Origin of the sequence: Kosakonia sp. N21 (genome assembly GCF_050587465.1) — a bacterium.
In the GTDB taxonomy this organism is placed as follows: domain Bacteria; phylum Pseudomonadota; class Gammaproteobacteria; order Enterobacterales; family Enterobacteriaceae.
This window is the reverse complement of sequence record NZ_JBOBHR010000010.1, coordinates 56479-79554: the sequence shown is the minus strand read 5'-3', so window position 1 is coordinate 79554 and position 23076 is coordinate 56479. Positions and strand designations below refer to the sequence as shown.

The following is a 23076-nucleotide window of genomic DNA, read 5'->3' as shown; positions in this document are numbered from 1 at the left end:
GTTTTATTAAGCGCAGCCGCAATAATTCAGGCGTGATTATTCATTGAACGTCAGAAACTCATTAAACTGCTCAATGCTCGGGTAAGATGATTGTGTGCCTTTACCCGTCACGCTGAACGCGGCGAAGAGTGAGGCCTTCTTCATGGCGGTTTCCACATCACCGCTTTGTACATAGTAGTGGGCAAAACAGCCGATAAACGCATCGCCAGCGCCGCTGGTATCGATGGCATTCACTTTTATGGCCGGAATATGCAGCTCGCGATCGCGGGTCATCCACAGCGCGCCTTTTTCCCCCATGGTAACAATAATATTATTCAGCCCTTTGTCGATCAGGCTACGTGCCGCCGCACGAATACGATCATAATTATCCACCGGCATGCCGGTAAGAATTTCCAGCTCGGTTTCATTCGGGATAAAGAAATCACATTTGCAGGCATAAGACATATCTAATTCACGCAGTGCTGGCGCCGGGTTTAATAATACTTCGATGCCATGTTTTTTACCGAACTCAATTGCGTGGTAAACCGTCTCTAATTGAACCTCCAGTTGCAAAACAATCAATTTGCATTTTTTAAGATCTTCCGCAGCACGATCGATATCTTCCGGAGAGAGAAATTTGTTCGCCCCTTTAATAATTAAAATACTGTTGCTGGAGTTGGGGTTAACAAAAATCGGCGCGACGCCGCTGCTGGTGCAGGGGACTTTTTCAACATAGGTGGTATTAATGCCCCAGGACTCAAGGTTGCGGATGGTGTTATCGGCAAAAATATCGTCGCCCACTTTGGTCAGCATCAGCACTTTCGAGTTAAGTTTCGCTGCGGCAACCGCCTGGTTTGCGCCTTTGCCGCCACAGCCAATTTTGAAGGCGGGCGCTTCCAGCGTTTCCCCCTCTTTCGGCATCTGGTTGGTATAGGTGATGAGATCCACCATGTTAGAGCCGATCACGGCGATATCCATTTTAGTACCTCTCTGAAACAATCACATAACAATGATATTATCGTAACATTATCATGTTATTTTAGTATCATTTGTGACTCCGCTCGCGATTACAGGATCCGGCTTTGCCTGCCACCTTCGTCACAGTTAGCGCATATCCGCGGATTAAGCACATATCCAGCACTAACATTTAAATGTTACTATAGGAACATAAAAGGTGAGCAGGAGAACAACTGAATGGAAACCAAGCAAAAAGAGCGTATCCGCCGCCTGGTGGAACTGCTGAAAAAGACGGACCGTATCCATCTGAAAGACGCAGCGCGGATGCTGGAAGTGTCGGTGATGACCATTCGCCGGGATTTCAGCCAGGAAGATGAACCGCTGCCACTGGCGCTGCTGGGCGGTTACATTGTCATGGTGAACAAACCTGCCGCCCCCGCCCCGGCGACGAACGCGATGGCTGCTCGCCCGCACCATAAAGATGATTTACCCATCGCCATCCTGGCCGCCGGACTGGTGAACGAAAACGATCTGGTCTTCTTTGATAACGGACCGGAAATGCCGTTGGTCATCAGCATGATACCGGATGACATCACCTTTACCGGCATTTGCTATTCCCTCCAGGTGTTTATGGCGCTGAACGCCAAACCGAACGCCACCGCCATGTTATGCGGCGGTACCTACCGCGCTAAAAGCGATGCCTTCTATGCGCCGGACAACCACTCGTTGCTGGATGCGTTGAATCCGCGCAAAGCCTTTATTTCCGCCAGCGGCGTGCATGAACACTATGGCGTAACCTGGTTCAATATTGATGATTTACCCATCAAGCGCAAAGCGATGGCGCACGGCATGCGCAAAATTTTACTGGCGCGTTACGCACTGTTTGATGAAGTGGCGCCGGCCAGCATTGCCCCGCTTTCGGGGTTTGACGTACTGGTGAGCGATCGACCGCTGCCGCCGGAGTACCCGGCGCACTGCCGCAATGCGTTTGTGAAAGTTATTACACCGGATTCCGACAGCGAAGCTGCCCTCTGACCCGGTGCGCAAGGCACCGGGTTACGTCCACGGTTACTCGAAAAACAGGCCAAGCTTATTAAACACACCGGGATCGGTCGGGTGACGGATGATTTGCACCACGTCTTCGAGTTTATCTATCTGACTGATCATCTGCTCCAGACGCTGGTCGTTAGCGACCTGTAGCCAGATGCGGCTCTGTTCGCCACTTTGTAGCGGCAAACAGAGAATGCCTTCCACGTTAAATGCCCGGCGGGCAAACAGCCCACAGACGTGAGTCATGACGCCCGGATGGTTGCGCACGGTGAGTTCAAGAATGACGTTATCAGTTGCATGCATGGCTTATTCCCCCACCATTTCTGTATTCGCCGCGCCTGGCGGCACCATCGGGTACACTTTTTCTTGCGGGTCGATGCGGACATGGACCAGCGCCGGGCCAGGACGATCGATGATCGCCTGCAAGGCGGCCTGCGGATCGGCAACGGCGTTTAAATCGCAGGTATGCAGACCAAAACCGGCGGCAATCTGGGTGAAATTAATCATTCCCGGATAGGTTGCCGCAAACACGCCTTGTTTGTAGAACAGGCTTTGCTGCTGGTGCACCAGCCCCAGCGCTTCGTTATTCATCAGGATGATTTTCACATCCAGATTGTTTTCCGCGGCGGTGGCCATCTCCTGAATGTTCATCATCAGGCTACCGTCGCCGGAGAAGCAGATAACTTTGCGCGTCGGGTTCGCCAGCGCGGCGCCAATCGCCGTGGGTAAACCGAAGCCCATGGTTCCCAGGCCGCCAGACGTCAGCCACTGGCGCGGTCGGTTCAGCGGATAAGCTTGCGCCGCCCACATCTGATGCTGGCCAACATCGGTGGTAATAATGGCCTCATCATCCACACATGCGGCAACGGCATTGATCAGCCCATAGTGGGTCAACGGATCGCCCGCCTGAGGAATGTTGCCCGGAAACTCCTGCTGTAATTGCGCCACCAGGTTGCGCCAGCTATGACGCGCCTGCGCTTCCACCTGCGGGATCAACGCATCCAGCACTTCGCCCACATCACCCTGGATAGCCACATGCGCCTGCTTGATTTTCCCCAGCTCCGCGCGGTCGATATCCACATGAATGATTTTGGCGTTCGGGCAGAACTGCTCGGTTTTGCCAATCGCCCGGTCATCAAAACGCGCGCCCAGCACCACCAGCAGATCCGCTTCCTGCAGGATATGGTTGGTGCTGCGCGCACCGTGCATACCCAGCATGCCCAATGATAACGGATGCTGCTTCGGCAGCATGCCCAGCGCCATCAGCGTCATGGTGGTCGGCAGATTGGCTTTCTCCGCCAGCAGGCGAACCTGTTCCGGCGCGTTAATGACCCCGCCGCCCAGGTACAACACCGGGCGCTGCGCGGCATTAATCATGGCAGCGGCGTCGCGCACGCTTTGCGCGTTATACGCAGGTGCCGGGGCTTTACCGCCCACTTCCGGCAATTCGCTCAAGGTGATTTCTGCGGTCTGCACATCTTTAGGAATATCTATCCACACCGGGCCAGGGCGACCGGACTGCGCAATGCGGAACGCATCGCTGATCACCTGCGGCAGCTCGGCGATGTCGCGCACCAGGTAGTTGTGTTTTGTGATGGGGATAGAGATGCCGTAAGTGTCGACTTCCTGAAAGGCGTCGGTGCCAATCATGGAAGCCGGTACCTGGCCGGTAATGCAAATCAGCGGAATAGAATCGAGGCGCGCATCAGCGATAGCGGTCACCAGATTGGTGGCACCCGGCCCACTACAGGCCATACATACTGCCGGTTTGCCCTGCGTGCGGGCCATGCCCTGGGCGATAAACCCGGCCCCTTGCTCGTGGCGGGCGAGGATGTGGCGGATCTGCTTACTCTGGCTTAACGCGTCGTATAAGGGAAGAACCGTACCGCCAGGGATACCCGTTACCGTGGTAATGCCCTGACGTTCCAGTAAATGAACGATCAGTTGCGCGCCGGTGTAGCGCGTCGATGGTGATGTTGTGCCCGAACTTGCCATGCTCCAGTCCTTATTGTTCTGGGCCGACTTTCCAGGGAGGCTAAAACAAGAAACCCCGCCCGGTTTACGCCGGCGGGGTTTTGGAATCGTGTGTTGTTCCGGACCCTACGGCGCATTGCCGACGACCACCACCACACGCACGACGACCACCGCGGCGTTATGCGCGGTTTTTAGTAGGTTCATCGACATCGTGGAAGTGTTCATTAGGGACCTGTCTGTCATGAGTTAACAGGATTTATACAAACACAGCTTTTTGCCGCCGACAACTGCTTTTTACGCACCGGCAGAAAAATGGGTTACAGATCACGTTTGCTTGCACAGGGCATGAAAACAAAAAACCCCGCCGGAGCGAGGTTTTTAACAGGTTTTCGCGGTTGGTCGCCGCAAAACACACTGCGTTACGTCAACAACGAAACTATACGGTAATTTTCGTATTCGCGCAATTTTTGGGCAGTTTACCCCGCATTCATTATGGTTCACGGGGCGAAAATCGTCCAGGAAATACTGTATATATAAACAGCATTAATATATACTGACCTTGTAATCGGTGTGCGGGGCCGCTGTTCTACGGCGCAGATAAAGTCCTGGCTGAAACGGGTGGTGCCGTCAGTACCTTAACCCCAATGAGAGCACACTGCGTTACGCCAACAACAAGGCTGACAACAGGCAGCGGAGAGGTACGTCAGCCGGTGCTCCTTAACCCGAGGAGAAGCGTATGGGCGGAATGGAGATGGTGATTCTGATCCTGAAACTCATTGTTGCGTTACTGCAACTGCTTGATGCCGTCCTGAAATACCTGCGGTAATTCAGGTTCAAGCCGCACAAAAGAGGGGCGGGAAACCGCCCCTCTTTAACACCCTTCATCTGGCTTCATTGCGCAGCCGCATGTTACCTTTTGCTGACACTCCACTGACGCAACCCATTATGACTTTTTCTGTTTTCTGCATTCTGCTGTTCGCCGCCCTGCTGCACGCAAGCTGGAACGCCATTGTGAAAGCAGGCAGCGATAAGCTCTATTCCGCTATCGCCGTAAGCGGCTCTGCGTCATTAATTGCGCTGATTTTACTCCCTTTTTCCCCACAACCTGACCTTGCCAGCGCGCCGTATCTCGCGGCAAGTTGCGCGTTGCAGGTGGTTTACACCGTACTGGTGGCGAAAACGTATCAGGTCTCAGACATGAGCCAGACCTACCCCCTGATGCGCGGCACCGCGCCGTTGCTGGTGGCGGTGATAAGCGTGCTGGTATTGGGCGATTCACTTTCCGCCACCGCATGGGGCGGGATTGCCGTGGTTTGCCTCTCCATTCTCGGCATGGCATTTAATGGACGAAGCCAGTCGCGCAAAGGGATTTGGCTGGCGCTGCTCAACTCCTGCTTTATTGCCGGGTATACGCTGGTGGACGGCACCGGCGTGCGCCTCGCAGGATCTGCGCTGGGTTACTCACTGTGGACCTTTTTCCTCAACGGCTTTTGCTTGTTGTGCTGGGCAATGCTGGCGCGGCGGCAAGCGGTGACCCGCTATCTGGTTGCCAACTGGAAAAAAGGTCTGCCTGGCGGTATTGGCACCATGGGATCTTATGGCCTGGCCTTGTGGGCCATGACGCAAGCGCCGCTGGCGGTGGTTGCCGCGCTGCGGGAAACGTCGATTCTGTTCGGCGCAATTATCGCCTTTGTGCTGTTAAAAGAGAGCGTCGCCGGGCTGCGCATAGCCGCGGCATTTGGCATTGCCGCCGGCGCTATTTTGTTGCGCCTTTCATGATGCAAACTGGCAACAAAAGTTGCCGAATATTGTTTACAAATCCTGCCTGATGCAGCGTTGTCTTTGCTGCCTTCCATAGTGGTTCTGTCATCTTACTGTGGTAGATTCCTCTCGCATTAAGGCTGTATCGCAGCAACATATTCTTTAATTCCCTATTTTCTAAAAGTAATCAGCGAAATGAAAAGGCAGAGAAACGTCAATTTGTTATTGATGCTGGTGCTCCTGGTCGCCGTCGGGCAGATGGCGCAAACCATTTATATTCCGGCCATTGCCGATATGGCGCGCGACCTGAATGTGCGTGAAGGAGCGGTGCAAAGCGTGATGGCGGCCTACCTGCTGACCTACGGCGTATCACAGCTTTTTTATGGCCCGCTGGCGGACCGAATCGGGCGTCGCCCGGTGATCCTCGCCGGAATGACCATCTTTATGCTGGCGACGGTGATTGCCATCACCACCCACAGTTTAACGGTGCTGATCCTCGCCAGCGCGCTTCAGGGCGTGGGCACCGGCGTCGGCGGCGTGATGGCGAGAACGTTGCCGCGCGACCTGTACGCCGGTACCGAACTGCGGCATGCCAACAGCCTGTTGAATATGGGCATCCTGGTGAGTCCTTTACTGGCGCCATTAATCGGCGGGGTGCTGAATACGCTGGTGAACTGGCGCGCCTGCTTTGTTTTCCTGCTGGCGCTGTGCGCGGTGGTGACCTTCAGCATGGCGCGCTGGATGCCGGAAACCCGGCCCACCGAAGCGCCGCGTATGCGACTGGTGGACAGCTATAAAGTCCTGTTCGGCAATACCGCGTTTAACTGCTATCTGCTGATGCTGATTGGCGGACTGGCGGGGATTGCGGTGTTTGAGGCCAGCTCCGGCGTACTGATGGGCGGCGTACTCGGCCTCAACAGCATGACGGTAAGCATTCTGTTTATTCTGCCAATCCCGGCGGCGTTTTTCGGCGCGTGGTTTGCCGGTCGGCAGAACAAACGTTTCTCTTCGCTGATGTGGCAATCGGTGATCAGTTGCCTGGCGGCCGGGTTAATGATGTGGATCCCCGGCTGGTTTGGGGTGATGACCATCTGGACGCTACTGGTTCCCGCCGCGCTGTTCTTCTTCGGCGCCGGGATGCTGTTTCCGCTGGCGACCAGCGGCGCAATGGAGCCATTCCCGTTTCTGGCAGGCACTGCCGGTGCGCTGGTCGGCGGCTTACAGAATATCGGCTCCGGCGGTCTGGCGTGGTTGTCGGCACAACTGCCGCAAAACGGTCAGTTTAGCCTTGGGATGCTGATGACGCTGGCTGCTCTTTTGATTCTGCTGTGCTGGCTACCTCTGGCGTCGCGCTCTGCGCGCCATGAGCAGATGATCTAGCCTCATGATGGCCCGGCTTCACGTCGGGCTTTTCGCACTCCGGCGTGATCATCACTTTCAGCAGCGGCTCCGGCGCGGGCCGCCATGCGCCTTCTTCACCATCGTAAAACTGCGTATCCGCATTAATGGCATACGGGATTTTCGCCCGACTCAATTCACAAGCCATAAAGCTGGCGAACGCCATTTGCGACTCCGTGGGCATGCTTTTCATTGACTCACCCACCGCCCAACCGCCAACCCAACTGGCATGACCGGTTTTCTGCTGCCAGTGCAGCGCAAGGTTAATGCGACCACGGATCGCCGCTTTCTCCGCTGCCGTGCCCGACGTCCACGGGTATTTACCGTTATTTTTCAGCGGCCCCCACGGGAAGATATGCCACTCCGCCAGTAAATAACTCTGACTGTGCGCCGGTAACTTCAGAGACGTCAGGTCTTCCGGCGCTGCGCGCATCCGCGGAGCAACAAAAATCATGCGCTGGGGATCGATATCGTGCAGGGTTTTGACGACTTTTTCATAGGCGCGGTTGAGCGCGGGTAAATCATGATTGAGTTTATCGGCCGGTTCATAAATCACATCAAAACCGAGCATCGGGTGATCCGTGCCGAAAAACGTGGCGACGGTGCTCCACCACGCCACCAGTTGAGCCTCGTTTTTTGCATCCGGGTCGGCTTTAAAGCTGTCCGCCTGGTAGGAGATAACCGGGATCACGCCGTACTCTTCACAGGCTTCCACCAGTTTACGCAGGTGGATTAAGCGTGCTTCCGTCATCGGGTCAGCCACGCGAATGCGGACATGGCGGATCCCAATATTATAAAAATCGCGCACAATCAGCGGATCAAATTCGCGGATCCCACGGTCGGTGCGCGCCCAGTCAACGTCCATTCCCACCCCTAACTGTTGCGCGTAATGCGCCGCCGTTAGCGGAGTATCGGCGGCAAACGCAGGGGTTGCCGCCAGCAACATAACAGCAGTAATCAGTGGCTTTAACACAGTTGACCTTGCGAAAATTAGGGGTGATTACATGTATTTATCATGCTTTGACACCCCAGGTGTAGCGCCAAAGCGTAATAAATTCTCACGGACTCTCCATACTTGCGCCCACAGCGTATTCCTGTTTTCTTTACGCATCCACTCCCGAAAAAAGTGAACCGATGAAAAACGCCGATATCGAGAAACTCATCCAGCAGTACCCGCAGGTACAACAGCTGATTGACCTGCAAGAAACGCGCTGGTTTAACCCTAATACTACCTCTGTTGCGCAGGCTTTGCCGCATGTTGGCCTGAGCGCGCAAGATGTGAGCGACGCACACGCACGTCTTGCCCGTTTTGCACCGTTTCTGGCGCAGGCCTTTCCGGAAACAGCCGTAAGTCAGGGCATTATTGAATCAGATGTGGTGCCGATCCCCGCGATGCAGCGCCGCATTGGCCCGGCGATAACCGGCGAATTGTGGCTGAAAAAAGACAGCCACTTGCCGATTTCCGGCTCGATCAAAGCCCGGGGTGGCATTTATGAAGTTCTGACGCATGCGGAAAAACTCGCTATTGCCGCCGGGTTACTGCGCGAACAGGATGATTACCGCAAGTTACTGTCGCCGGAGTTTGCACGCTTTTTCGGTCAGTACAGCATTGCTGTCGGCTCCACAGGTAACCTCGGTTTGTCGATTGGCATCATCAGCGCACGCCTCGGTTTTAACGTTACGGTGCATATGTCTGCCGATGCGCGGGCGTGGAAAAAGGCCAAATTGCGCAGCCACGGCGTGAAGGTGGTGGAATACGCGGAGGATTACGGTGTCGCCGTTGAACAAGGGCGGCTGGCAGCGGCAAACGATGCAAACTGCTTTTTTATCGATGATGAAAACTCGCGCACGCTGTTTTTAGGCTACGCCGTCGCCGGGCAGCGCCTCAAAGATCAGTTTACCCGGCTCGGTAAAGTCGTTGATCGCGCGCACCCATTGTTTGTCTATCTGCCTTGCGGCGTGGGCGGCGGACCCGGTGGGGTGGCGTTCGGCCTGAAGCTGGCGTTTGGCGATGATGTGCACTGTATTTTCGCGGAACCCACGCACTCCCCGTGCATGTTGTTAGGGGTTTATACCGGATTGCATGACGGCATTGCCGTGCAGGATCTGGGGATAGATAACCTGACGGCTGCCGATGGGCTGGCGGTAGGGCGCGCCTCCGGCTTTGTCGGTCGGGCGATGGAGCGCCTGCTTGATGGCTTCTACACCGTCGATGATCGCACGCTTTATAGCCTGCTCGGCTGGCTGGCGCAGGAAGAGGGCATTCAACTGGAGCCCTCGGCGCTGGCCGGGATGGCCGGGCCACAGCAGATCTGCACCGACACGGCCTACCACCGACTGCACGGGTTCAGCGACAGCCAACTCGCCCAGGCCACACACCTGGTCTGGGCGACCGGCGGCGGCATGGTGCCTGCCGACGAGATGGCGCAGTATCTGGCAAAGGCGCGCTAAATCAGCCCGACTTGCGCAGAATCGCCATCAACTCCATCGGGGAACGCCGCTGGCGAAGCAGGTCACGCATCACGCGCATGTGCGGCGCGGTGTGGCTGAAGAAGCGGCGATAGCCTTCGCACAACGCGCTCTTTCCCCGCAGGATGCGGTGCTTCGGGCAATCGCCCTGGCAAAACCGCAGCACTTCGCAGTGGCGACACTCATCGCCGAGGGTGGTTTTTTTGCTCTGCCCGAAAGCCGTGGCGTCGCGGCTGGCATTGATCTCGCTAATCGGGATCTGATGCAGATTGCCCAGGCGATAATCAGGGTAGACATAGTGATCGCAGGCATACATATCGCCATTGGCCTCTAGCGCAAACGCATGGCCGCAGGTTTCACCAAACGTGCACATTTGCGACGGGTAGCCGCTCCACACACCCAGCGTCGAATCAAAAAGCTGGACGTACACCCGGCCAATATCGTCCAGCGCCCATCTATCAAACACTATAGTCAGGAAGGTTCCCCACGCATCGCCGCTCACCGATTCGGCGGTTAATCGCCCCTGCGCATCCTGTTCAACCAGCGGAATAAATTGCAAAAACGGCGTGCCGAGGCTGCGTAAATAGCGATACAGGCGTTGCGGCTGCTGACTATTCAGTGCGTTTACGACACACAGCAGATTGAACCCGACCCGGTGTTTCACCAGCAGTTGGATAGCATGCACGACGTTATGATGCGAGGGTTTGCCGCTGCGGTTAACGCGATAGGCATCGTGTAAATCCGCCGGGCCATCAATGGAAATACCCACCAGCCAGCCATGTTCGCGAAAAAAGCGACACCAGTCGTCGTTCAGCAAGATACCGTTGGTCTGAAAGGCGTTTTCGATACGTTTGCCGTTAGCGTACTGCTTTTGCAACGCGGCGACGCGGCGGAAAAAATCCAGCCCGCAGAGCGTCGGTTCTCCACCTTGCCAGGCGAACGGCACAATGGCGTTATCGGGTTGGGCCGCAATCTGCTGGCGGATAAACGCCTCCAGCGTGGCGTCGTCCATAACGCTTTGCTGCTGTTTCTCTATATAAAAACAGTAGCGGCAGTTAAGGTTGCAGCGCGAACTGGCGGGCTTGGCCATAACGTGACAGCCTGGCATGCAATGTCCTCAAAGAAATAGAAGTAGCTGGCGTATATGGGTTACAGCAAACAGTAACGCGAGGGAGAACACCGCGAGGGAGATCAATAATTTGTCACGTATTGCGCCCGCCTGGGCAAAATCATCTTTTTCAACATCCATGACGATACGTTTGCGCGTATAGCGCCACAGCAGACCCGCTGCCAGCGCCAACACGGCCAGCGAGATCCAGAACGGCATGCCGGAGTGCTGCCAGTTGTGCCGCACTGCCAGCGCCATCAACGCGCCATAGCCAAACAGCGTGCGCAGCCACGCCAGCGACGTGCGCTCCGGTTGCAGACCGGGGTCGCCCTCGCGGCGGGCCTTACGGCTACCCGCCATAGAACACCAGCACCATCACCACCAGCGCCACCATCAGCAGGGCTGCACTTATCACCAATAATGCGCGGGTGTAAGGCAGATCCTCTTTCAGGCGCATCGCTTTCTCATTACGTAGCCAGCGCAGATAACCGTACAGCGCCAGCGCACCGGAAAACAGGCACAGCAACAGCGCCAGCACTTCGCGGATCAACGGTGTGGCAAACTGCGGGGCAAGCTGGTCCAGACCAACGCCCGCCGCCAGAAAGCCCAGTGCCGTGCGGATCCATGCCAGAAAGGTGCGCTCGTTAGCCAGCGAGAAGCGATAATCCGGCGCTTCGCCGACGCGGGAGATCTTCATGGGGGCTCCTTGTTGTGGTTCTGGTCAACAAAGTAGCGGATACGACAGTTTTTTTCGACACGTTTCACGTGAGGGACCGGCATCCTGATGATGCCGGTCGCGGGGATTAATGCAGTTCAGGCCAGAAATCTCTGTTCGCGTCCACCAAATCATCAAGGATGGCTTTGGCGACAGAGGCGCTGGGGACGGTTTTCGACAGGGTGAGGGCCTGCCACAACTTCTGGTAGGAATGCTGTTCCCAGGCGTCCACCACCAGTTTCTCCACCGCCACCTGCTGGCTCATCAACCCTTTCTGGAAGTGCGGAATATCACCGACCGTCAACGGTTCCGGGCCGTTTTTCCCCACCAGGCAAGGGATCTCCACCATCGCATCGGCGTCGAAGTTATGGATCGCGCCGTTATTCGGCACAATCAACAGCATCCGCGCCTGGGTGTTAAAGGCAATGGCGGTCGCCAGATCAACGATGTAAGACGCATGTTCGTCGATCTCCAGATCACCGGCAGACGATTTCCCCGCTTCAATAATCGCGCGGCACGCGCCAAATACCTGTTTTTCACGGTGATCCATCACTTCATTCGCACGGGTACGTTCAGGGTTAGCGTGTGCGACAACGTAATCCGGGAAGAGGTAATACTTCAGGTAGGTGTTCGGCATGGTGTCCGGATCCAGCGCCTGCACATCTTTTGCTTTGGCGAAAGTGTCGTTCCAGCTCGCTTCGGTATGCTCATCTTTTGCGGGCGGAACATAACCATTTTTCGCCACATATTCGCGTAATTTCGGCATTAAATCGTTGCCGTTCTGATCTTCAATCGATGTCCACCAGCCAAAGTGATTAAGCCCGTAGTAACGCACCCGCATCGCTTTACGATCGGGCAGGCCGACAATCTGCGCCATCCGTCCTTCAATGCCGATAGGCATATCGCAGATATTGAGGATTTTGGCCTGCGGGCGCAGACGACGGGTCGCTTCCGCGACAATCGCCGCCGGGTTGGAGTAGTTGAGCATCCAGGCATTTGGCGAATACTGTTGCATATAATCCACCAGCTCCAGTACGCCGCCAATAGAACGCATACCGTAAGCGATCCCACCAGGGCCGCAGGTTTCCTGGCCCACCACACCGTGGCGCAGCGGGATTTTCTCGTCTTTTTCGCGCATCGGGTATTTGCCCACGCGAATATGCGCCATCACAAAATCCACATCGCTAAAGGCGGTTTTCGGATCGGTGGTGTAGCTAAAGTCGATGTCCGGCGCCTGCTCACGGAGAATAATTTTACAGGCCTCGGCGATGGTCTCCTGGCGCGCGCCATCGTTGTCATAAAATTTAAGCGCGCGCAGCGGAAAGCGATCGCGGTTAGCCAACAACATCAGGACGATACCCGGTGTAAAGGTGCTACCGCCGCCAGCGATTACCACAGAAAATTTTTTCATTATACAGCCTCCGACAGAGTGGAAAGTTCGTTCGTTACAGGAGTTTTCATAAGGAATTCAAGCTGTTCACGCACTTGAGGAACATGCAGCCCGACAATCACCTGAATGCCGTTACCGCGCCGCACCACGCCATGCGCGCCCAGCGCTTTGAAGACATCGTCGCTGTCGGTTTTCGCCATATCGTTCAGCGTGATGCGTAACCGGGTCGCACAGTTGTTAACGCTTTCAATATTCGCCGTGCCGCCAAGCGCTTTCAGGAAACCGGCGGCCTGGCTCGTTTGCGCGGCAACCGGAGCCGTGGTGTGACCACGCGCCGCTTTGTAGTCCGCTTTGCTATAGAGCTTCACTTCACTCTCTTCCCGCCCCGGCGTTTTGAGGTTGAGGCGGACAATCAGCGTGCGGAAAACCAGGAAATAGAGCGCGGTAAAACAGAGACCGATGCCAATCTGTGTCAGCACCATCGCCGCATGGTTATGAAACATGGGGATCCAGTTCTGCGGTAAGAACTGGTCAAGCAGGCCGCCCCCCATATTGCCCACCACGCCAAAGCTGTACATCACCGTCGCCATACTGGCGGCCAGCACGGCGTGAACAGCAAATAAGAGCGGGGAGATAAACAGGAAGGTAAACTCAAGCGGTTCGGTAATGCCCACCAGCACTGCCGTGAGCGTGGCGGGGATCAGTAAGCCTGCAACTTTAACGCGGTTTTCCGGCGATGCGGTGTACCACAACGCCAGCGCAATGCCGACGGAACCGAACACTTTTGAGTTCCCGTGCAGGGCAAAACCGCCTTGCGGGAAGAGGGTTTTCAGCGCTTCGGTGCTCTGGCTAAATTCCTGTAAATGCTGCGCCCAGTACACCTGAATGCCGCCTTCCACCGCCGCCGGGCCAAAAATAAACGGCCCATAGACGAAGTGGTGCAGCCCGGTCGGGATCAGGATGCGCTCCAGGAAGGTATAGACCCACACGCCCAGCGCGCCGGCGGAACGTAAGAACGCCTGTAACGACTCAATGCCCAGTTGCACTTTCGGCCAGCCCAACAGCGTTAGCCAGGCGCAGGGGATCATCACCAGAAACGCGATAATCACCACAAACGATGTGCCCTGAAAAATGCCGAGAAATACCGGCAACGGCTTATCGAAGTAGCGGTTATGTATCGCCGTCACAAGGCCGGAAATGGCAATCGCGCCGATAATGCTGGTATCAAGGGTTTTAATACCGGCAATCAGCGTTAATCCGCTACCGGCAACAGGGTCTGCGGCAAAGTTGACGCCAAAGAAATGACCCCAGGTCATCCCCATGGCATTAATAAAATAGTTCCAGGTCAGGAAGCTAATCAGCACGGCCAGACAGGCGCGCCCCTGTGCCTGTTTCGCCAGGCCAATGGGTAAACCGACGGCGAAAATCAGCGGCATGTTACGAAACACCGCCCAGCCGCCTTCTTCAATAATGTGAACGATCTGCGCAAAGAGGTTGTCGGGTGCGGTAAGCGCTTCACCGACGAACAGCGGGTTGCGCAGCATGATAGCGATCCCAACCACCATACCGGCGAAGGGAAACAGCAACACCGGGGTAAACATGGCGCCGCCAAAACGTTGTATTTGACTGAGCATTTTTAAATCCTCATTGAACAACCTGTAGGGGTAGAGGCCTTGTTATGGTGTGTTGGCCTGAAATGAGCATAAGAATTTGCTTCAGCGCGAGCAGGGCGCGCCGCTGCGATCCGTGATAGTCCTCATAGTTTTATTTGGCCCTGTCAGGTCTACTTTTCAGCAGAAAGATAGACATGCTCAAACCCCATTCCCGGCTTAATGCCCCTAAAGAGGTCTACAGGTGATCTATAAATCCATTGCCGAACGATTACGCCTGCGGCTGAATTCGTCGGATTACCCCATTGGCAGCCCGCTGCCTGGTGAAAAAATACTGGCGCTGGAGTTTGGCGTGGCGCGGATGACCATCCGCAAGGCGATCGACTTGCTGGTCGGTTGGGGGTTGGTGGTGCGCCGCCACGGCAGCGGCACCTATGTGGCGCGCAAAGATGTGCACCATGAAACCACCAATCTGACCGGACTGGTGGAAGTGCTGCGTCAGCAGGGAAAGGAGGTTCACAGCCAGGTGCTGCTGTTTGAAGTGATGCCCGCACCGCCGGCTATCGCCAGCCAGTTACGCATTCAAATTAATGAGCGGATCTACTTTTCGCGCCGGGTGCGCTATGTCGAAGGCAAACCCTTAATGCTGGAAGATAGCTATATGCCGGTGAAGCTGTTCCGCACTCTCTCGCTGGCGCATCTCGAAGGGTCAAAATTCGACTATATCGAGCAAGAGTGCGGTATATGCATTAGCGGTAATTACGAAAGCCTGACACCGGTGCTGGCGGATAAACAGCTGGCAACGGTGCTCAATATTGAAGAACATACGCCGCTACTGCGCATTACCTCTCTTTCCTACAGCGACAGCGGCGAGTTTCTCAACTATTCCGTCATGTTCCGCAATACCCGTGATTACCAGGTGGATTACCACTTGCGGCGCATCCACCCTGATCTGCCCTTACCCCAGTCCCCAGAAGATCACCGCCAGTAGCTGCGGCGTGATAATGCGCAGAAACATCACCAGCGGATACACCGTGGCATAAGAGAGCGCCGCCGCGCCGCTGGTGGCATGCAGGCCGTTAGCAAAGGCCAGCGCCGGGGGATCGGTCATTGACCCCGCTAACATGCCGCACAGGGTCAGGTAGTTCATCTTCGCCAGCACCCGCGCCAGCACACCGACGGTAATAAGCGGAATGGCGGTGATAAAAATGCCGTAGCACATCCAGTTCAGCCCATCGCCATGGGTCAGCGTGGCGATGAAATCACCGCCGGATTTCAGCCCAACCACCGCCAGAAACAGCACAATCCCCAGCTCACGTAGCGCCAGGTTGGCGCTCGGCGGCATAAACCAGTACAGCTTGCCAACGCTGCCAATACGCCCGAGGATCAGCGCCATAATCAGCGGGCCGCCCGCCAGACCTAACTTCAGCGCGACCGGAAAACCCGGCACAAAAACCGGTACGGAGCCCAGTAACACCCCCAGCCCAATACCGATAAACACCGGCAGCATTTGCACCTGTTGCAGTTTATGCTGCGCATTGCCGACTTCATTGGCCACCGCTTCAATTGCCGACGGACGGCCGACCAGATTGAGAATGTCACCAAATTGCAGGCCCGCATCGCTACTGGCGACCAGTTCCACCCCCGCGCGATTAAGCCGGGAGATCACCACGTCGTACCGCTCTTTGAAGTGCAGATCGCGGATTTTTTTCCCCAGCACTTTCTCGTTGGTCACCACCACCCGCTCAACGCGTAAATCCGTACCGCGTGTCGACAACGAGGTGTCCACCTCCTGGCCAATGACCAGCTGTGCGTTGTGCAGGTCTGCTGGCAGCCCGACCAGGTGCAGCAAATCCCCGGACTGAATCAGCGTCGTGGGCGAGGGTACCATCAGCAAATCCGCCCGTTTTAACCGCGAGCAGATGATTTTGTCGCTGTTGAGAATGGGCACATCCTGAATCGCCATATTGTTGAGATTCGGGTTTTCGACGCGAATATTGATGGTGCGGATAAGCGACGTGCCGTGACTCAGGGTGGCGTCATGCTTCCGCGCTTCGTCATCGACATTGACGCGAAACAGCACCCGCAGCAGCCACATAGTCAGCAAAATACCGCAAATGCCAAACGGGTAGGCCATCGCGTAGCTCATCCCCATTTGATCAACCGCAGCACCTGGTACGCCCAAATCGCGCAGGATCTGCTGCCCGGCCCCGAGCGCAGGCGTGTTGGTGACCGCACCGGAAAAAATACCGAGCACCACAGGAAGCGGGATGGCAAAAAGTTTATGCAGGATAGCGGTCACCAGACCACCGAGGATAACAATCAGAATGGCAAACAAATTGAGCCGCAGACCAGAAACACGTAAAGAGGCGAAAAACCCCGGCCCCACCTGGATACCAATGGTATAGACAAAGAGGATCAGGCCAAACTCCTGCACGAAGTGCAGCATCGGGCTGCTTAAGGGGACACCCAACTGGTCGACAAAGTGCCCGACAATGATCCCACCGAATAACACGCCGCCAATGCCAAAACCGACGCCGCGTATCTTCACATTACCGATCCACAAACCGACAACCGCAACCAGCGCCAGTATGCTTACTGTTAACGCGATATCACTCATGAATGCTTCCTTCCACATGATGACTATTGCGATTCTGGCAGAGGCAACCGTGCTTGTATGGGTGATGGCGCACAAAGCGCGCGGCTTTTGTTGCTTCTCGCGGTAGCGAACCAGAAGAAAGGGACCTAGCTGACGCTGGGTTTGCTGTGGATGGTTTCTATCTCCAGCCCGCAGTATGTCTGAGCTCTGTTTACCCGTCCGTTTATGGAAAAACTGAACGTCCCACTGGGAGAGATCCAACTGTCTTCTTCACTGCTGATTATTTTGCAAATTATGGCTGGCTCTAAATCTCGCAGGGGATTGGTTCTACCTTCGGCGGCCCGTTGGCAGAGCTGATGTATCAGCATACCAGCAGCTGGAATTTGGTGTTTGGCTGCGCCATTACGCTGGATATTGTCTGTGCGCTACTGGCTTTTTTGTGCTGAAACCTTGGCAACACTGCTTGTTACAGACGGTAAGCGCGTAAAAAAAGCGCCGACATGTAGCACTTATAGATTCATGGCTGAGCAAGTAATCTAAAGGTCTTATACTCGTCATGCAGTGAGCGTATCTTTCCGATATCTGAATCATTTGAGCAAAGTTCAAGCCTGTTGCAAGATGCGCTACTGAAATGGAACACATCGAACTTTCGTTTTTCCAGGTTTCGCGGGGCAGCACCAGGTTGCTCCATCAGCCAGCTATCGTACCGGAATAAGTTGGCTGAAAGCTCAGAAATATTGCGGGTGATATCCAGTTCAGGGAATTGATTTAACGTATTCTGGAGTTTATTGAAATTTTCGTGGTTCAACCACGGGACCCCGCGTAAAACTTCATAGCGTATCAACGGAGTAATAAAGAGTTTCACTTCTACATCATTGAGTAGTCCAGTAAGGATTGCTGTTGCAGATTCTTTCATCTCATCCGATGTTCTGCCACTTGAATCTAGCGCTGCTATCAACAGATTGGTATCCAGCAAAACATTCCTTGTCATTACTGTTTCTCCTGTTTTTTAAGCAATCCTAACAAGCTGGTTTTTGCATCCAGCTGCTCGTCAACACTGCTGTTCTGAAGCTTCATCTGGTTGATATCAACACTGAAAACATCTTTAAGAATATCAGCCAATGCGGCTTTATTCGGCGCAGTTATTTTTCTTGTTTTAACAACACCATTATTATCCCGATAGAGATTATAGGCTTCACCTTCTTTGAGTTGCGCGAGGACAACCGATGAATGAGTTGTGATGTAGAAGGTGGTATTAGGGAACAGTCTCTTCAATAAAGGAATGATGTTCGCTTGCCAAGAGAGATGTAGGTGACTTTCAATTTCATCAATTAAAACAATACCCTTAATCTTTTGAATATTGGATTCATTAGTGAAATAGCTATAACCTGAGATGATAGCCTGAATAAGCTTAAGTATTGATGTAAAGCCTGAGCTTAACTGGCTGATTTCGCGAACCTGCCCGTCAATTTTCAAGCACACTCGATCATCGCCACCAACCTCAAGAAACTCCGGGTCAATTCGCTCATCGATCTCATGTAATAAACGGATAACAGTCGAAATTTCTACCTCGCGGTTATCTTCACGTTTCTGCCAGCGATTTGACGAACGGGCGATAGAAACAAACCATTCCTGGATGCTGGAAGACATATTCATGGAACCAAAAGCGGACTCCATTTGTTTGGTGAGTGACTGAAAGTATGCTTTCCTGCGACTTTCTAACCCCCCCAGGGATGTATTCTGAATTTCATCTTTCGTTATCAGCCCACGGGATTGTGCCCCCAGAAAAACAACCGGCAAGTGGTGGGATAAAGACGGAGGAAAGCAGTCTCTGGCATTCATCCAAAGAATAGGTGAGCTATTGTGTATCTGAATGCGATAAGAATCAGGAGAATGTTGGCTAAACGATTTAAACCTTAATGGAATGGCCGTAATCGACTCCAGAGACTTATGCACTAGGGAATTATTGAAAAAAATAATCTGGAATAGAGCCTCAAGCATTTTGGTCTTGCCCACGCCATTGGCTCCGATAAAGGTATAAATATGCTGGCTGGATTCAAGTTCTAAGTTAACTTGCCCCACACCAATAAGTCCTTCAATTTCAAGATGTTCACCAAGCATAACTACCTCCCGAATCCTTCAATATCTCCAGTGTATACCAGACAGACAAAGAAACAAAAAAGCCCTGCATGAAAGCAGGGCTCCAGTATTAGCCAGTACTATTAACTATTTAACGCCGGGCGTTCGCTAATGGCGATACGCTGTGGAGCGGCTGTTTCCGGGACATTACGCAGCAGATCAATATGCAGTAAGCCGTTATTGAACGTAGCGCCGGTGACTTCCATAAAATCGGCCAGCGTAAAGCTCAGGCTGAACGGTTGGATAATCAGCCCCTGATGCAGCCATTTCGGTTCGTTGGCGGGTTTTTCCGGCGTCCCTTTGATAGTCAGACGACCGCTTTCCAGTTGGATATCCAGCTCTTCCTGACGGTAGCCCGCCAGCGCCAGGGTAATGCGGTAGTGGTTGTCATCGCCCTTCTCAATGTTATAGGGCGGAAAGGTCTGTTGCTCAGTGGTGCTTTGCAGCGCGTTGGCCAGTTTGTCGAAGCCGATCCACTGACGCAGCAGGGGGGATAAGTCGTAATTACGCATTGTGTTTCTCCTTCAAAGAAGCGAGTGAATACCTGCGAGCATGCGGCTCGCATATGCTCCCTGTCGGCGAGCATGTTCGGGATGGGCCGCCAGTGCGACCCGGAATAAATCAGTTAATTTCGATACGACGCGGTTTTTTCTCTTCCGGGATCACGCGTTCCAGTTCGACGTACAGCAGGCCATTGACCAGGTTAGCGCCCTGGACGTGGATGTTTTCGGCCAGTTGGAATTTACGCTCAAAGTTACGTTCGGCGATGCCCTGATAGAGATAGGTGCGTTCTTTTTGCTCGGCGGTATGGGAGCCTTTCACCACCAGCAGGTTGTCCTGCGCGGTGATCTCCAGTTCGCTTTCAGCAAACCCCGCCACGGCGATAGCGATGCGGTAGTGGTTTTCGTCCACTAATTCCACATTGTACGGAGGGTAACCGCCATTGCTTTGGCTTTGATTGTTTTCCAGCAGATTAAACAGACGGTCGAAACCAATAGCAGAACGGTAAAGCGGAGAAAGATCGAAGTTACGCATACATAAAGCTCCTGAAATCAGCGAGATTGTTATTTGCCTTCCACAATGGACAGGCCATGCAACAGTAGCCAAACACCCTTACGGCGTGTTCCCCGGCTCTATTCCTAAAATGTGGCTGACGGTGATGATTTCAAGGGGCGAATATCGACTTTTTTTTGCACTTTCTGTGGCAACGCTTAGACTGGGGTTACAGCACAAATGGTCAAAGTGCGAATGCCGCCACAGAGCGGAACCCGAACGCTGATTTTTGCTCTGCGGAAAAGCCATAAACGCGGAACGGTGTTCACACTGCCAATAACGATGATTAGCTAATGATGAAAAATATACTGGTAGTTTTTGTGTTCTTCAGCGGAATGGTGCTGTCGGGGTGCTCCAGCGTCATGTCTCATACCGGCGGCAAAGAGGGGGTTTATCCCGGCACGCGCGCCAGCTCAGCCATGGTGTCGGATGATGACACCGGTATTGGCATGAAATCGCTGGTGGTGCTGGATATGCCCTTCACGGCGGTGATGGACACCTTACTGCTGCCATGGGATCTGTTCCGTCGTGATAACTCGATAAAGTCACGGGTGGAAAAGAGCGAGCAGGCTAACTTTGCCACCAATTCCGTTATCCCGCCCGCACCGATGCCTGCCCGGTAAACTACAGCCCGGTTTCCGTCATCCATAACTGGCGGAAACCCTCCGCGTCTTGCATCCAGGCGATCTGTTTGCCATCCGGCGAAAAGACCACCGCATCCGCTGACGGCGGATTTCCATGATCGGAAGTCAAAAAGGTTATCTCTCCGCGCTTCACATCGCACAGCGCAATACGGTTTTCCAGTACAAATCCCAGCGCATTACCCGATGGATGCCAGTTAAACGCCGACTGGATCCCGCTGCTGGTCTGCGTTAGCTGGCGCGGTTCGCCGCCATTTGGGCTGATTAACCAGAGTTGAACAATGCCCTGGTCGTCGCGCATCAGAAACGCAATCTGCGTCGCTTGCGGATGACTACGCACCCAGTGACGCGGCACATTCACCAGGCCGGGAAAGGGTTTATGGTGGGTAAAGGTCAGGCGCTGTTGCACCACCCCCAGCGGAGGTGCGGGCAGGGTATCCGGCGTTCCTTGTAGCGGTGCGTCGCCCGCCGTTTTCCAACCCTGTTCATCCTGAGGGAGCGTCACAATAAACAGCTCCGGCACTTTTTCGCCGGTCAGCGACAGCGTGTCGCCAATAAACGCCAGCCGCTGGTCGCTCACCCAGCCCTCTTCGTACGCCCGGTTAATCTCATCGCTACCCGGCACGGGCGTAGGTGTGGTGCGGCTTACCAGCACGCTCCAGTGGCTGCCGCCGTACTCGCGGGGATGTGTACAGGGTGGGTTAACCGGGCCAAATGGCGCAGCAACACCGACGTTGCGTAAATCCAGCGCCGGGGAGCGCTCATGCATAACATGGTCGTTATAGGTGAAGCTGATGAATTCGCCATTAGGGCTGAAAACATGCACATGCGTACCACCGCGCAGCGCGCCGGGGGTCCAGGGCGCGGTGATGTCCATCGCATCGAGATTATGGGTCAAGCCATTTTCCGTCACCACACCGCGGCGATGATGAAAGTCGTATTGCCAGTCGGCATCCGGGTTTTCCGGACCATGGATGAAAACATACTTTTCCGCCTGCGGACTTACCGTTACCACGCCCACATGCGCGCCATCAGGGGCGGTGTACAGTACCTCCACTGCCCCGGTATGCACATTGACCCGCTCGATGGTTTTACCGGTAAACGACGCGCCGGAAGGACGGACGTCAAACACCAGCCACTGGCTGTCCGGTGTCCAGGTTTGGGTATTGGTCAGTTGATGATTGCGGGGGGCAAAGGTGAGTTGTTTCATGAAAGTACCCTGAAGCCAAAATATCGCTTCAGGGTATAGCAATGCGCGGCGTTAGCCTACATCTCACTTAATGGTTATTCACGCGCGTGTTGGCTGAACTCAGTTCAGCGCAAACTTCTCAATCGCGTAAGCCACGCCGTCTTCCAGGTTGGATTTGGTGATAAAGTTCGCCACCTCTTTCACCGATGGGATTGCGTTGTCCATCGCCACACCAACCCCTGCGTATTCAATCATAGCGATGTCGTTTTCCTGATCGCCAATCGCCATGATCTCGTCCGGTTTGATGTTCAACACCTCCGCAAGGGATTTCACACCGGTGCCTTTGTTGACGCGTTTATCGAGGATTTCGAGGAAGTACGGCGCGCTTTTCAGCACCGTGTATTTCTCTTTCACTTCCTGCGGGATGCGGGCAATGGCCTGATCCAGGATAACTGGGTCGTCAATCATCATCACTTTGAGGAACTGGGTCGCCGGATCCATTTTTTCTGCTTCGCAGAACACCAGCGGAATGGTAGCAACGTAGGATTCATGCACCGTGTAGTAGCTGATATCGCGGTTGGCGGTGTAAAGGGTGTTGCGATCCAACGCGTGAAAGTGAGAACCCACTTCGCGTGACAATTTTTCAAGATAGCGGTAATCGTCATAGCTCAGCGCCGTTTGCGCGACGGTGCTGCCGTCGCTGGCGTTCTGCACCAGCGCGCCGTTATAGGTGATGCAATAATCGCCTTCCCTCTCCATATGCAGCTCTTTCATATAACTGTGAACGCCTGCATACGGCCGACCTGTGGTGAGCACAACATTGACGCCGCGTTCGCGTGCAGCGGCAATGGCATTTTTAACAGCGGGAGAGATGGTGTGATCGGGCAGCAACAGCGTGCCATCCATATCGATTGCAATAAGTTTGATAGCCATGAGGTCCCCAGGTGAGATATTTCCGGACTCATGCTAACGCGATTCCGCTCAAAAAACAGCAGCGCGACGGGAGGAAAAAGGGGCCAAAAAGGGGAACCTGGATTCCCCTTT

24 protein-coding genes and 1 pseudogene are annotated in these 23076 nt (G+C 54.5%); 8 read left to right on the top strand and 17 right to left on the bottom strand.

The genetic code is table 11. The features are described 5' to 3' along the window. Positions 1-36 precede the first annotated feature (36 nt). Positions 37-957: a ribokinase gene (gene rbsK / locus ACQ3G7_RS20805; RefSeq protein WP_430891787.1), complete on the bottom strand. Its 921-nt coding sequence runs from the start codon at positions 955-957 to the stop codon at positions 37-39. A 216-nt stretch (positions 958-1173) separates the two neighbouring features. Here rbsK and ACQ3G7_RS20800 point away from each other — a divergent pair, with 216 nt between their 5' ends. Then, on the top strand, positions 1174-1971 hold the full coding sequence (locus ACQ3G7_RS20800) for a DeoR family transcriptional regulator (RefSeq protein ID WP_430891785.1): 798 nt from the start codon (positions 1174-1176) through the stop codon (positions 1969-1971). A 33-nt stretch (positions 1972-2004) separates the two neighbouring features. On the opposite strand, the gene ilvN is transcribed toward ACQ3G7_RS20800, so the two are convergent. From ilvN to ivbL, 3 genes are all read right to left on the bottom strand, one after another. Then, positions 2005-2289, bottom strand: a complete 285-nt coding sequence (gene ilvN, locus ACQ3G7_RS20795) for an acetolactate synthase small subunit (protein ID WP_263098702.1) — start codon at positions 2287-2289, stop codon at positions 2005-2007. 3 nt (positions 2290-2292) lie between these two features. After that, on the bottom strand, positions 2293-3981 hold the full coding sequence (ilvB, locus tag ACQ3G7_RS20790) for an acetolactate synthase large subunit (RefSeq protein WP_263098701.1): 1689 nt from the start codon (positions 3979-3981) through the stop codon (positions 2293-2295). Positions 3982-4086: 105 nt separating this feature from the next. Further along, on the bottom strand, positions 4087-4185 hold the full coding sequence (gene ivbL, locus ACQ3G7_RS20785) for an ilvB operon leader peptide IvbL (protein WP_134319157.1): 99 nt from the start codon (positions 4183-4185) through the stop codon (positions 4087-4089). 511 nt (positions 4186-4696) lie between these two features. On the opposite strand from ivbL, the gene tisB reads away from it, so the two are divergent. The 3 genes from tisB to emrD all read left to right on the top strand — a co-directional run bounded on the left by tisB (position 4697) and on the right by emrD (position 7101). Next, on the top strand, positions 4697-4786 hold the full coding sequence (gene tisB, locus ACQ3G7_RS20780; protein WP_263098700.1) for a type I toxin-antitoxin system toxin TisB: 90 nt from the start codon (positions 4697-4699) through the stop codon (positions 4784-4786). A gap of 119 nt (positions 4787-4905) precedes the next feature. Then, positions 4906-5739, top strand: coding sequence for an EamA family transporter (locus tag ACQ3G7_RS20775; protein ID WP_430891781.1), 834 nt, complete (start codon positions 4906-4908; stop codon positions 5737-5739). A gap of 177 nt (positions 5740-5916) precedes the next feature. After that, positions 5917-7101 (top strand): multidrug efflux MFS transporter EmrD, encoded by a 1185-nt coding sequence (gene emrD / locus ACQ3G7_RS20770; RefSeq protein WP_430891779.1) that lies wholly within the window; start codon positions 5917-5919, stop codon positions 7099-7101. Here emrD and ACQ3G7_RS20765 read toward each other — a convergent pair. Continuing rightward, entirely contained in the window at positions 7004-8092 is a 1089-nt protein-coding gene (locus ACQ3G7_RS20765) for a cellulase family glycosylhydrolase (protein ID WP_430891777.1), read from the bottom strand. The genes emrD and ACQ3G7_RS20765 overlap by 98 nt on opposite strands. Positions 8093-8253: 161 nt before the next feature. On the opposite strand from ACQ3G7_RS20765, the gene dsdA reads away from it, so the two are divergent. Beyond that, positions 8254-9570, top strand: coding sequence for a D-serine ammonia-lyase (gene dsdA, locus ACQ3G7_RS20760; RefSeq protein WP_430891775.1), 1317 nt, complete (start codon positions 8254-8256; stop codon positions 9568-9570). 1 nt (position 9571) lies between these two features. On the opposite strand, the gene ACQ3G7_RS20755 is transcribed toward dsdA, so the two are convergent. The 5 genes from ACQ3G7_RS20755 to ACQ3G7_RS20735 all read right to left on the bottom strand — a co-directional run bounded on the left by ACQ3G7_RS20755 (position 9572) and on the right by ACQ3G7_RS20735 (position 14435). Next, positions 9572-10696 carry an anaerobic sulfatase maturase gene (locus ACQ3G7_RS20755; RefSeq protein ID WP_430891773.1) on the bottom strand — a complete coding sequence of 375 codons (1125 nt, stop codon included), beginning with the start codon at positions 10694-10696 and terminating at the stop codon, positions 9572-9574. Positions 10697-10705: 9 nt separating this feature from the next. Then, the gene (locus ACQ3G7_RS20750) at positions 10706-11056 is read right to left on the bottom strand and encodes a DUF202 domain-containing protein (protein ID WP_263098693.1); all 351 of its coding nucleotides are present in this window, start codon (positions 11054-11056) and stop codon (positions 10706-10708) included. After that, positions 11046-11393 carry a YidH family protein gene (locus ACQ3G7_RS20745; RefSeq protein ID WP_263098692.1) on the bottom strand — a complete coding sequence of 116 codons (348 nt, stop codon included), beginning with the start codon at positions 11391-11393 and terminating at the stop codon, positions 11046-11048. The genes ACQ3G7_RS20750 and ACQ3G7_RS20745 overlap by 11 nt, the downstream gene beginning before the upstream one ends. A gap of 106 nt (positions 11394-11499) precedes the next feature. Beyond that, positions 11500-12822, bottom strand: a complete 1323-nt coding sequence (locus ACQ3G7_RS20740) for a 6-phospho-alpha-glucosidase (RefSeq protein ID WP_430891770.1) — start codon at positions 12820-12822, stop codon at positions 11500-11502. Then, a complete protein-coding gene (locus ACQ3G7_RS20735; protein WP_430891768.1) occupies positions 12822-14435 on the bottom strand; it encodes an alpha-glucoside-specific PTS transporter subunit IIBC in 1614 nt (537 codons plus the stop codon). The genes ACQ3G7_RS20740 and ACQ3G7_RS20735 overlap by 1 nt, the downstream gene beginning before the upstream one ends. Positions 14436-14655: 220 nt before the next feature. On the opposite strand from ACQ3G7_RS20735, the gene ACQ3G7_RS20730 reads away from it, so the two are divergent. After that, positions 14656-15402: a GntR family transcriptional regulator gene (locus ACQ3G7_RS20730; protein WP_263098689.1), complete on the top strand. Its 747-nt coding sequence runs from the start codon at positions 14656-14658 to the stop codon at positions 15400-15402. Here the strand turns inward: ACQ3G7_RS20730 and ACQ3G7_RS20725 are convergent. Next, complete coding sequence (locus tag ACQ3G7_RS20725; RefSeq protein WP_430891765.1) at positions 15370-17031, bottom strand: putative transporter; 1662 nt, start codon at positions 17029-17031, stop codon at positions 15370-15372. The genes ACQ3G7_RS20730 and ACQ3G7_RS20725 overlap by 33 nt on opposite strands. Before the next feature lie 266 nt (positions 17032-17297). Between ACQ3G7_RS20725 and ACQ3G7_RS20720 the strand changes: the two are divergent. Continuing rightward, positions 17298-17497: pseudogene (locus ACQ3G7_RS20720) on the top strand (oxalate/formate MFS antiporter); the annotation flags it as partial. Between the two features lie 30 nt (positions 17498-17527). Here the strand turns inward: ACQ3G7_RS20720 and ACQ3G7_RS20715 are convergent. The 4 genes from ACQ3G7_RS20715 to ibpA all read right to left on the bottom strand — a co-directional run bounded on the left by ACQ3G7_RS20715 (position 17528) and on the right by ibpA (position 20184). Continuing rightward, positions 17528-18001: a type II toxin-antitoxin system VapC family toxin gene (locus tag ACQ3G7_RS20715; protein ID WP_430891763.1), complete on the bottom strand. Its 474-nt coding sequence runs from the start codon at positions 17999-18001 to the stop codon at positions 17528-17530. Beyond that, positions 18001-19131, bottom strand: a complete 1131-nt coding sequence (locus tag ACQ3G7_RS20710; RefSeq protein WP_430891761.1) for an AAA family ATPase — start codon at positions 19129-19131, stop codon at positions 18001-18003. Before ACQ3G7_RS20710 ends, ACQ3G7_RS20715 begins: the two co-directional genes overlap by 1 nt. Positions 19132-19232: 101 nt before the next feature. Continuing rightward, positions 19233-19661 (bottom strand): small heat shock chaperone IbpB, encoded by a 429-nt coding sequence (gene ibpB, locus ACQ3G7_RS20705; RefSeq protein ID WP_430891759.1) that lies wholly within the window; start codon positions 19659-19661, stop codon positions 19233-19235. Positions 19662-19770: 109 nt separating this feature from the next. Continuing rightward, positions 19771-20184 (bottom strand): small heat shock chaperone IbpA, encoded by a 414-nt coding sequence (gene ibpA, locus ACQ3G7_RS20700; RefSeq protein ID WP_061492406.1) that lies wholly within the window; start codon positions 20182-20184, stop codon positions 19771-19773. A 311-nt stretch (positions 20185-20495) separates the two neighbouring features. Here ibpA and ACQ3G7_RS20695 point away from each other — a divergent pair, with 311 nt between their 5' ends. Beyond that, positions 20496-20825, top strand: coding sequence for a YceK/YidQ family lipoprotein (locus tag ACQ3G7_RS20695; RefSeq protein ID WP_263098686.1), 330 nt, complete (start codon positions 20496-20498; stop codon positions 20823-20825). Between the two features lies 1 nt (position 20826). Here ACQ3G7_RS20695 and ACQ3G7_RS20690 read toward each other — a convergent pair whose 3' ends face one another. Beyond that, positions 20827-22053: a YidR family protein gene (locus ACQ3G7_RS20690; protein ID WP_430891756.1), complete on the bottom strand. Its 1227-nt coding sequence runs from the start codon at positions 22051-22053 to the stop codon at positions 20827-20829. A gap of 99 nt (positions 22054-22152) precedes the next feature. Continuing rightward, the gene (yidA, locus tag ACQ3G7_RS20685; protein WP_430891754.1) at positions 22153-22965 is read right to left on the bottom strand and encodes a sugar-phosphatase; all 813 of its coding nucleotides are present in this window, start codon (positions 22963-22965) and stop codon (positions 22153-22155) included. Between the last annotated feature and the right edge of the window lie 111 nt (positions 22966-23076).

Coding starts and splice junctions, on each gene's coding strand:
- rbsK (WP_430891787.1), bottom strand. CDS start 957: ATGGATATCGCCGTGATCGGCTCTAACATGGTGGATCTCATCACCTAT.
- ACQ3G7_RS20800 (WP_430891785.1), top strand. CDS start 1,174: ATGGAAACCAAGCAAAAAGAGCGTATCCGCCGCCTGGTGGAACTGCTG.
- ilvN (WP_263098702.1), bottom strand. CDS start 2,289: ATGCATGCAACTGATAACGTCATTCTTGAACTCACCGTGCGCAACCAT.
- ilvB (WP_263098701.1), bottom strand. CDS start 3,981: ATGGCAAGTTCGGGCACAACATCACCATCGACGCGCTACACCGGCGCG.
- ivbL (WP_134319157.1), bottom strand. CDS start 4,185: ATGAACACTTCCACGATGTCGATGAACCTACTAAAAACCGCGCATAAC.
- tisB (WP_263098700.1), top strand. CDS start 4,697: ATGGGCGGAATGGAGATGGTGATTCTGATCCTGAAACTCATTGTTGCG.
- ACQ3G7_RS20775 (WP_430891781.1), top strand. CDS start 4,906: ATGACTTTTTCTGTTTTCTGCATTCTGCTGTTCGCCGCCCTGCTGCAC.
- emrD (WP_430891779.1), top strand. CDS start 5,917: ATGAAAAGGCAGAGAAACGTCAATTTGTTATTGATGCTGGTGCTCCTG.
- dsdA (WP_430891775.1), top strand. CDS start 8,254: ATGAAAAACGCCGATATCGAGAAACTCATCCAGCAGTACCCGCAGGTA.
- ACQ3G7_RS20755 (WP_430891773.1), bottom strand. CDS start 10,696: ATGCCAGGCTGTCACGTTATGGCCAAGCCCGCCAGTTCGCGCTGCAAC.
- ACQ3G7_RS20750 (WP_263098693.1), bottom strand. CDS start 11,056: ATGGCGGGTAGCCGTAAGGCCCGCCGCGAGGGCGACCCCGGTCTGCAA.
- ACQ3G7_RS20745 (WP_263098692.1), bottom strand. CDS start 11,393: ATGAAGATCTCCCGCGTCGGCGAAGCGCCGGATTATCGCTTCTCGCTG.
- ACQ3G7_RS20740 (WP_430891770.1), bottom strand. CDS start 12,822: ATGAAAAAATTTTCTGTGGTAATCGCTGGCGGCGGTAGCACCTTTACA.
- ACQ3G7_RS20735 (WP_430891768.1), bottom strand. CDS start 14,435: ATGCTCAGTCAAATACAACGTTTTGGCGGCGCCATGTTTACCCCGGTG.
- ACQ3G7_RS20725 (WP_430891765.1), bottom strand. CDS start 17,031: ATGAGTGATATCGCGTTAACAGTAAGCATACTGGCGCTGGTTGCGGTT.
- ACQ3G7_RS20715 (WP_430891763.1), bottom strand. CDS start 18,001: ATGACAAGGAATGTTTTGCTGGATACCAATCTGTTGATAGCAGCGCTA.
- ACQ3G7_RS20710 (WP_430891761.1), bottom strand. CDS start 19,131: ATGCTTGGTGAACATCTTGAAATTGAAGGACTTATTGGTGTGGGGCAA.
- ibpB (WP_430891759.1), bottom strand. CDS start 19,661: ATGCGTAATTACGACTTATCCCCCCTGCTGCGTCAGTGGATCGGCTTC.
- ibpA (WP_061492406.1), bottom strand. CDS start 20,184: ATGCGTAACTTCGATCTTTCTCCGCTTTACCGTTCTGCTATTGGTTTC.
- ACQ3G7_RS20695 (WP_263098686.1), top strand. CDS start 20,496: ATGATGAAAAATATACTGGTAGTTTTTGTGTTCTTCAGCGGAATGGTG.
- ACQ3G7_RS20690 (WP_430891756.1), bottom strand. CDS start 22,053: ATGAAACAACTCACCTTTGCCCCCCGCAATCATCAACTGACCAATACC.
- yidA (WP_430891754.1), bottom strand. CDS start 22,965: ATGGCTATCAAACTTATTGCAATCGATATGGATGGCACGCTGTTGCTG.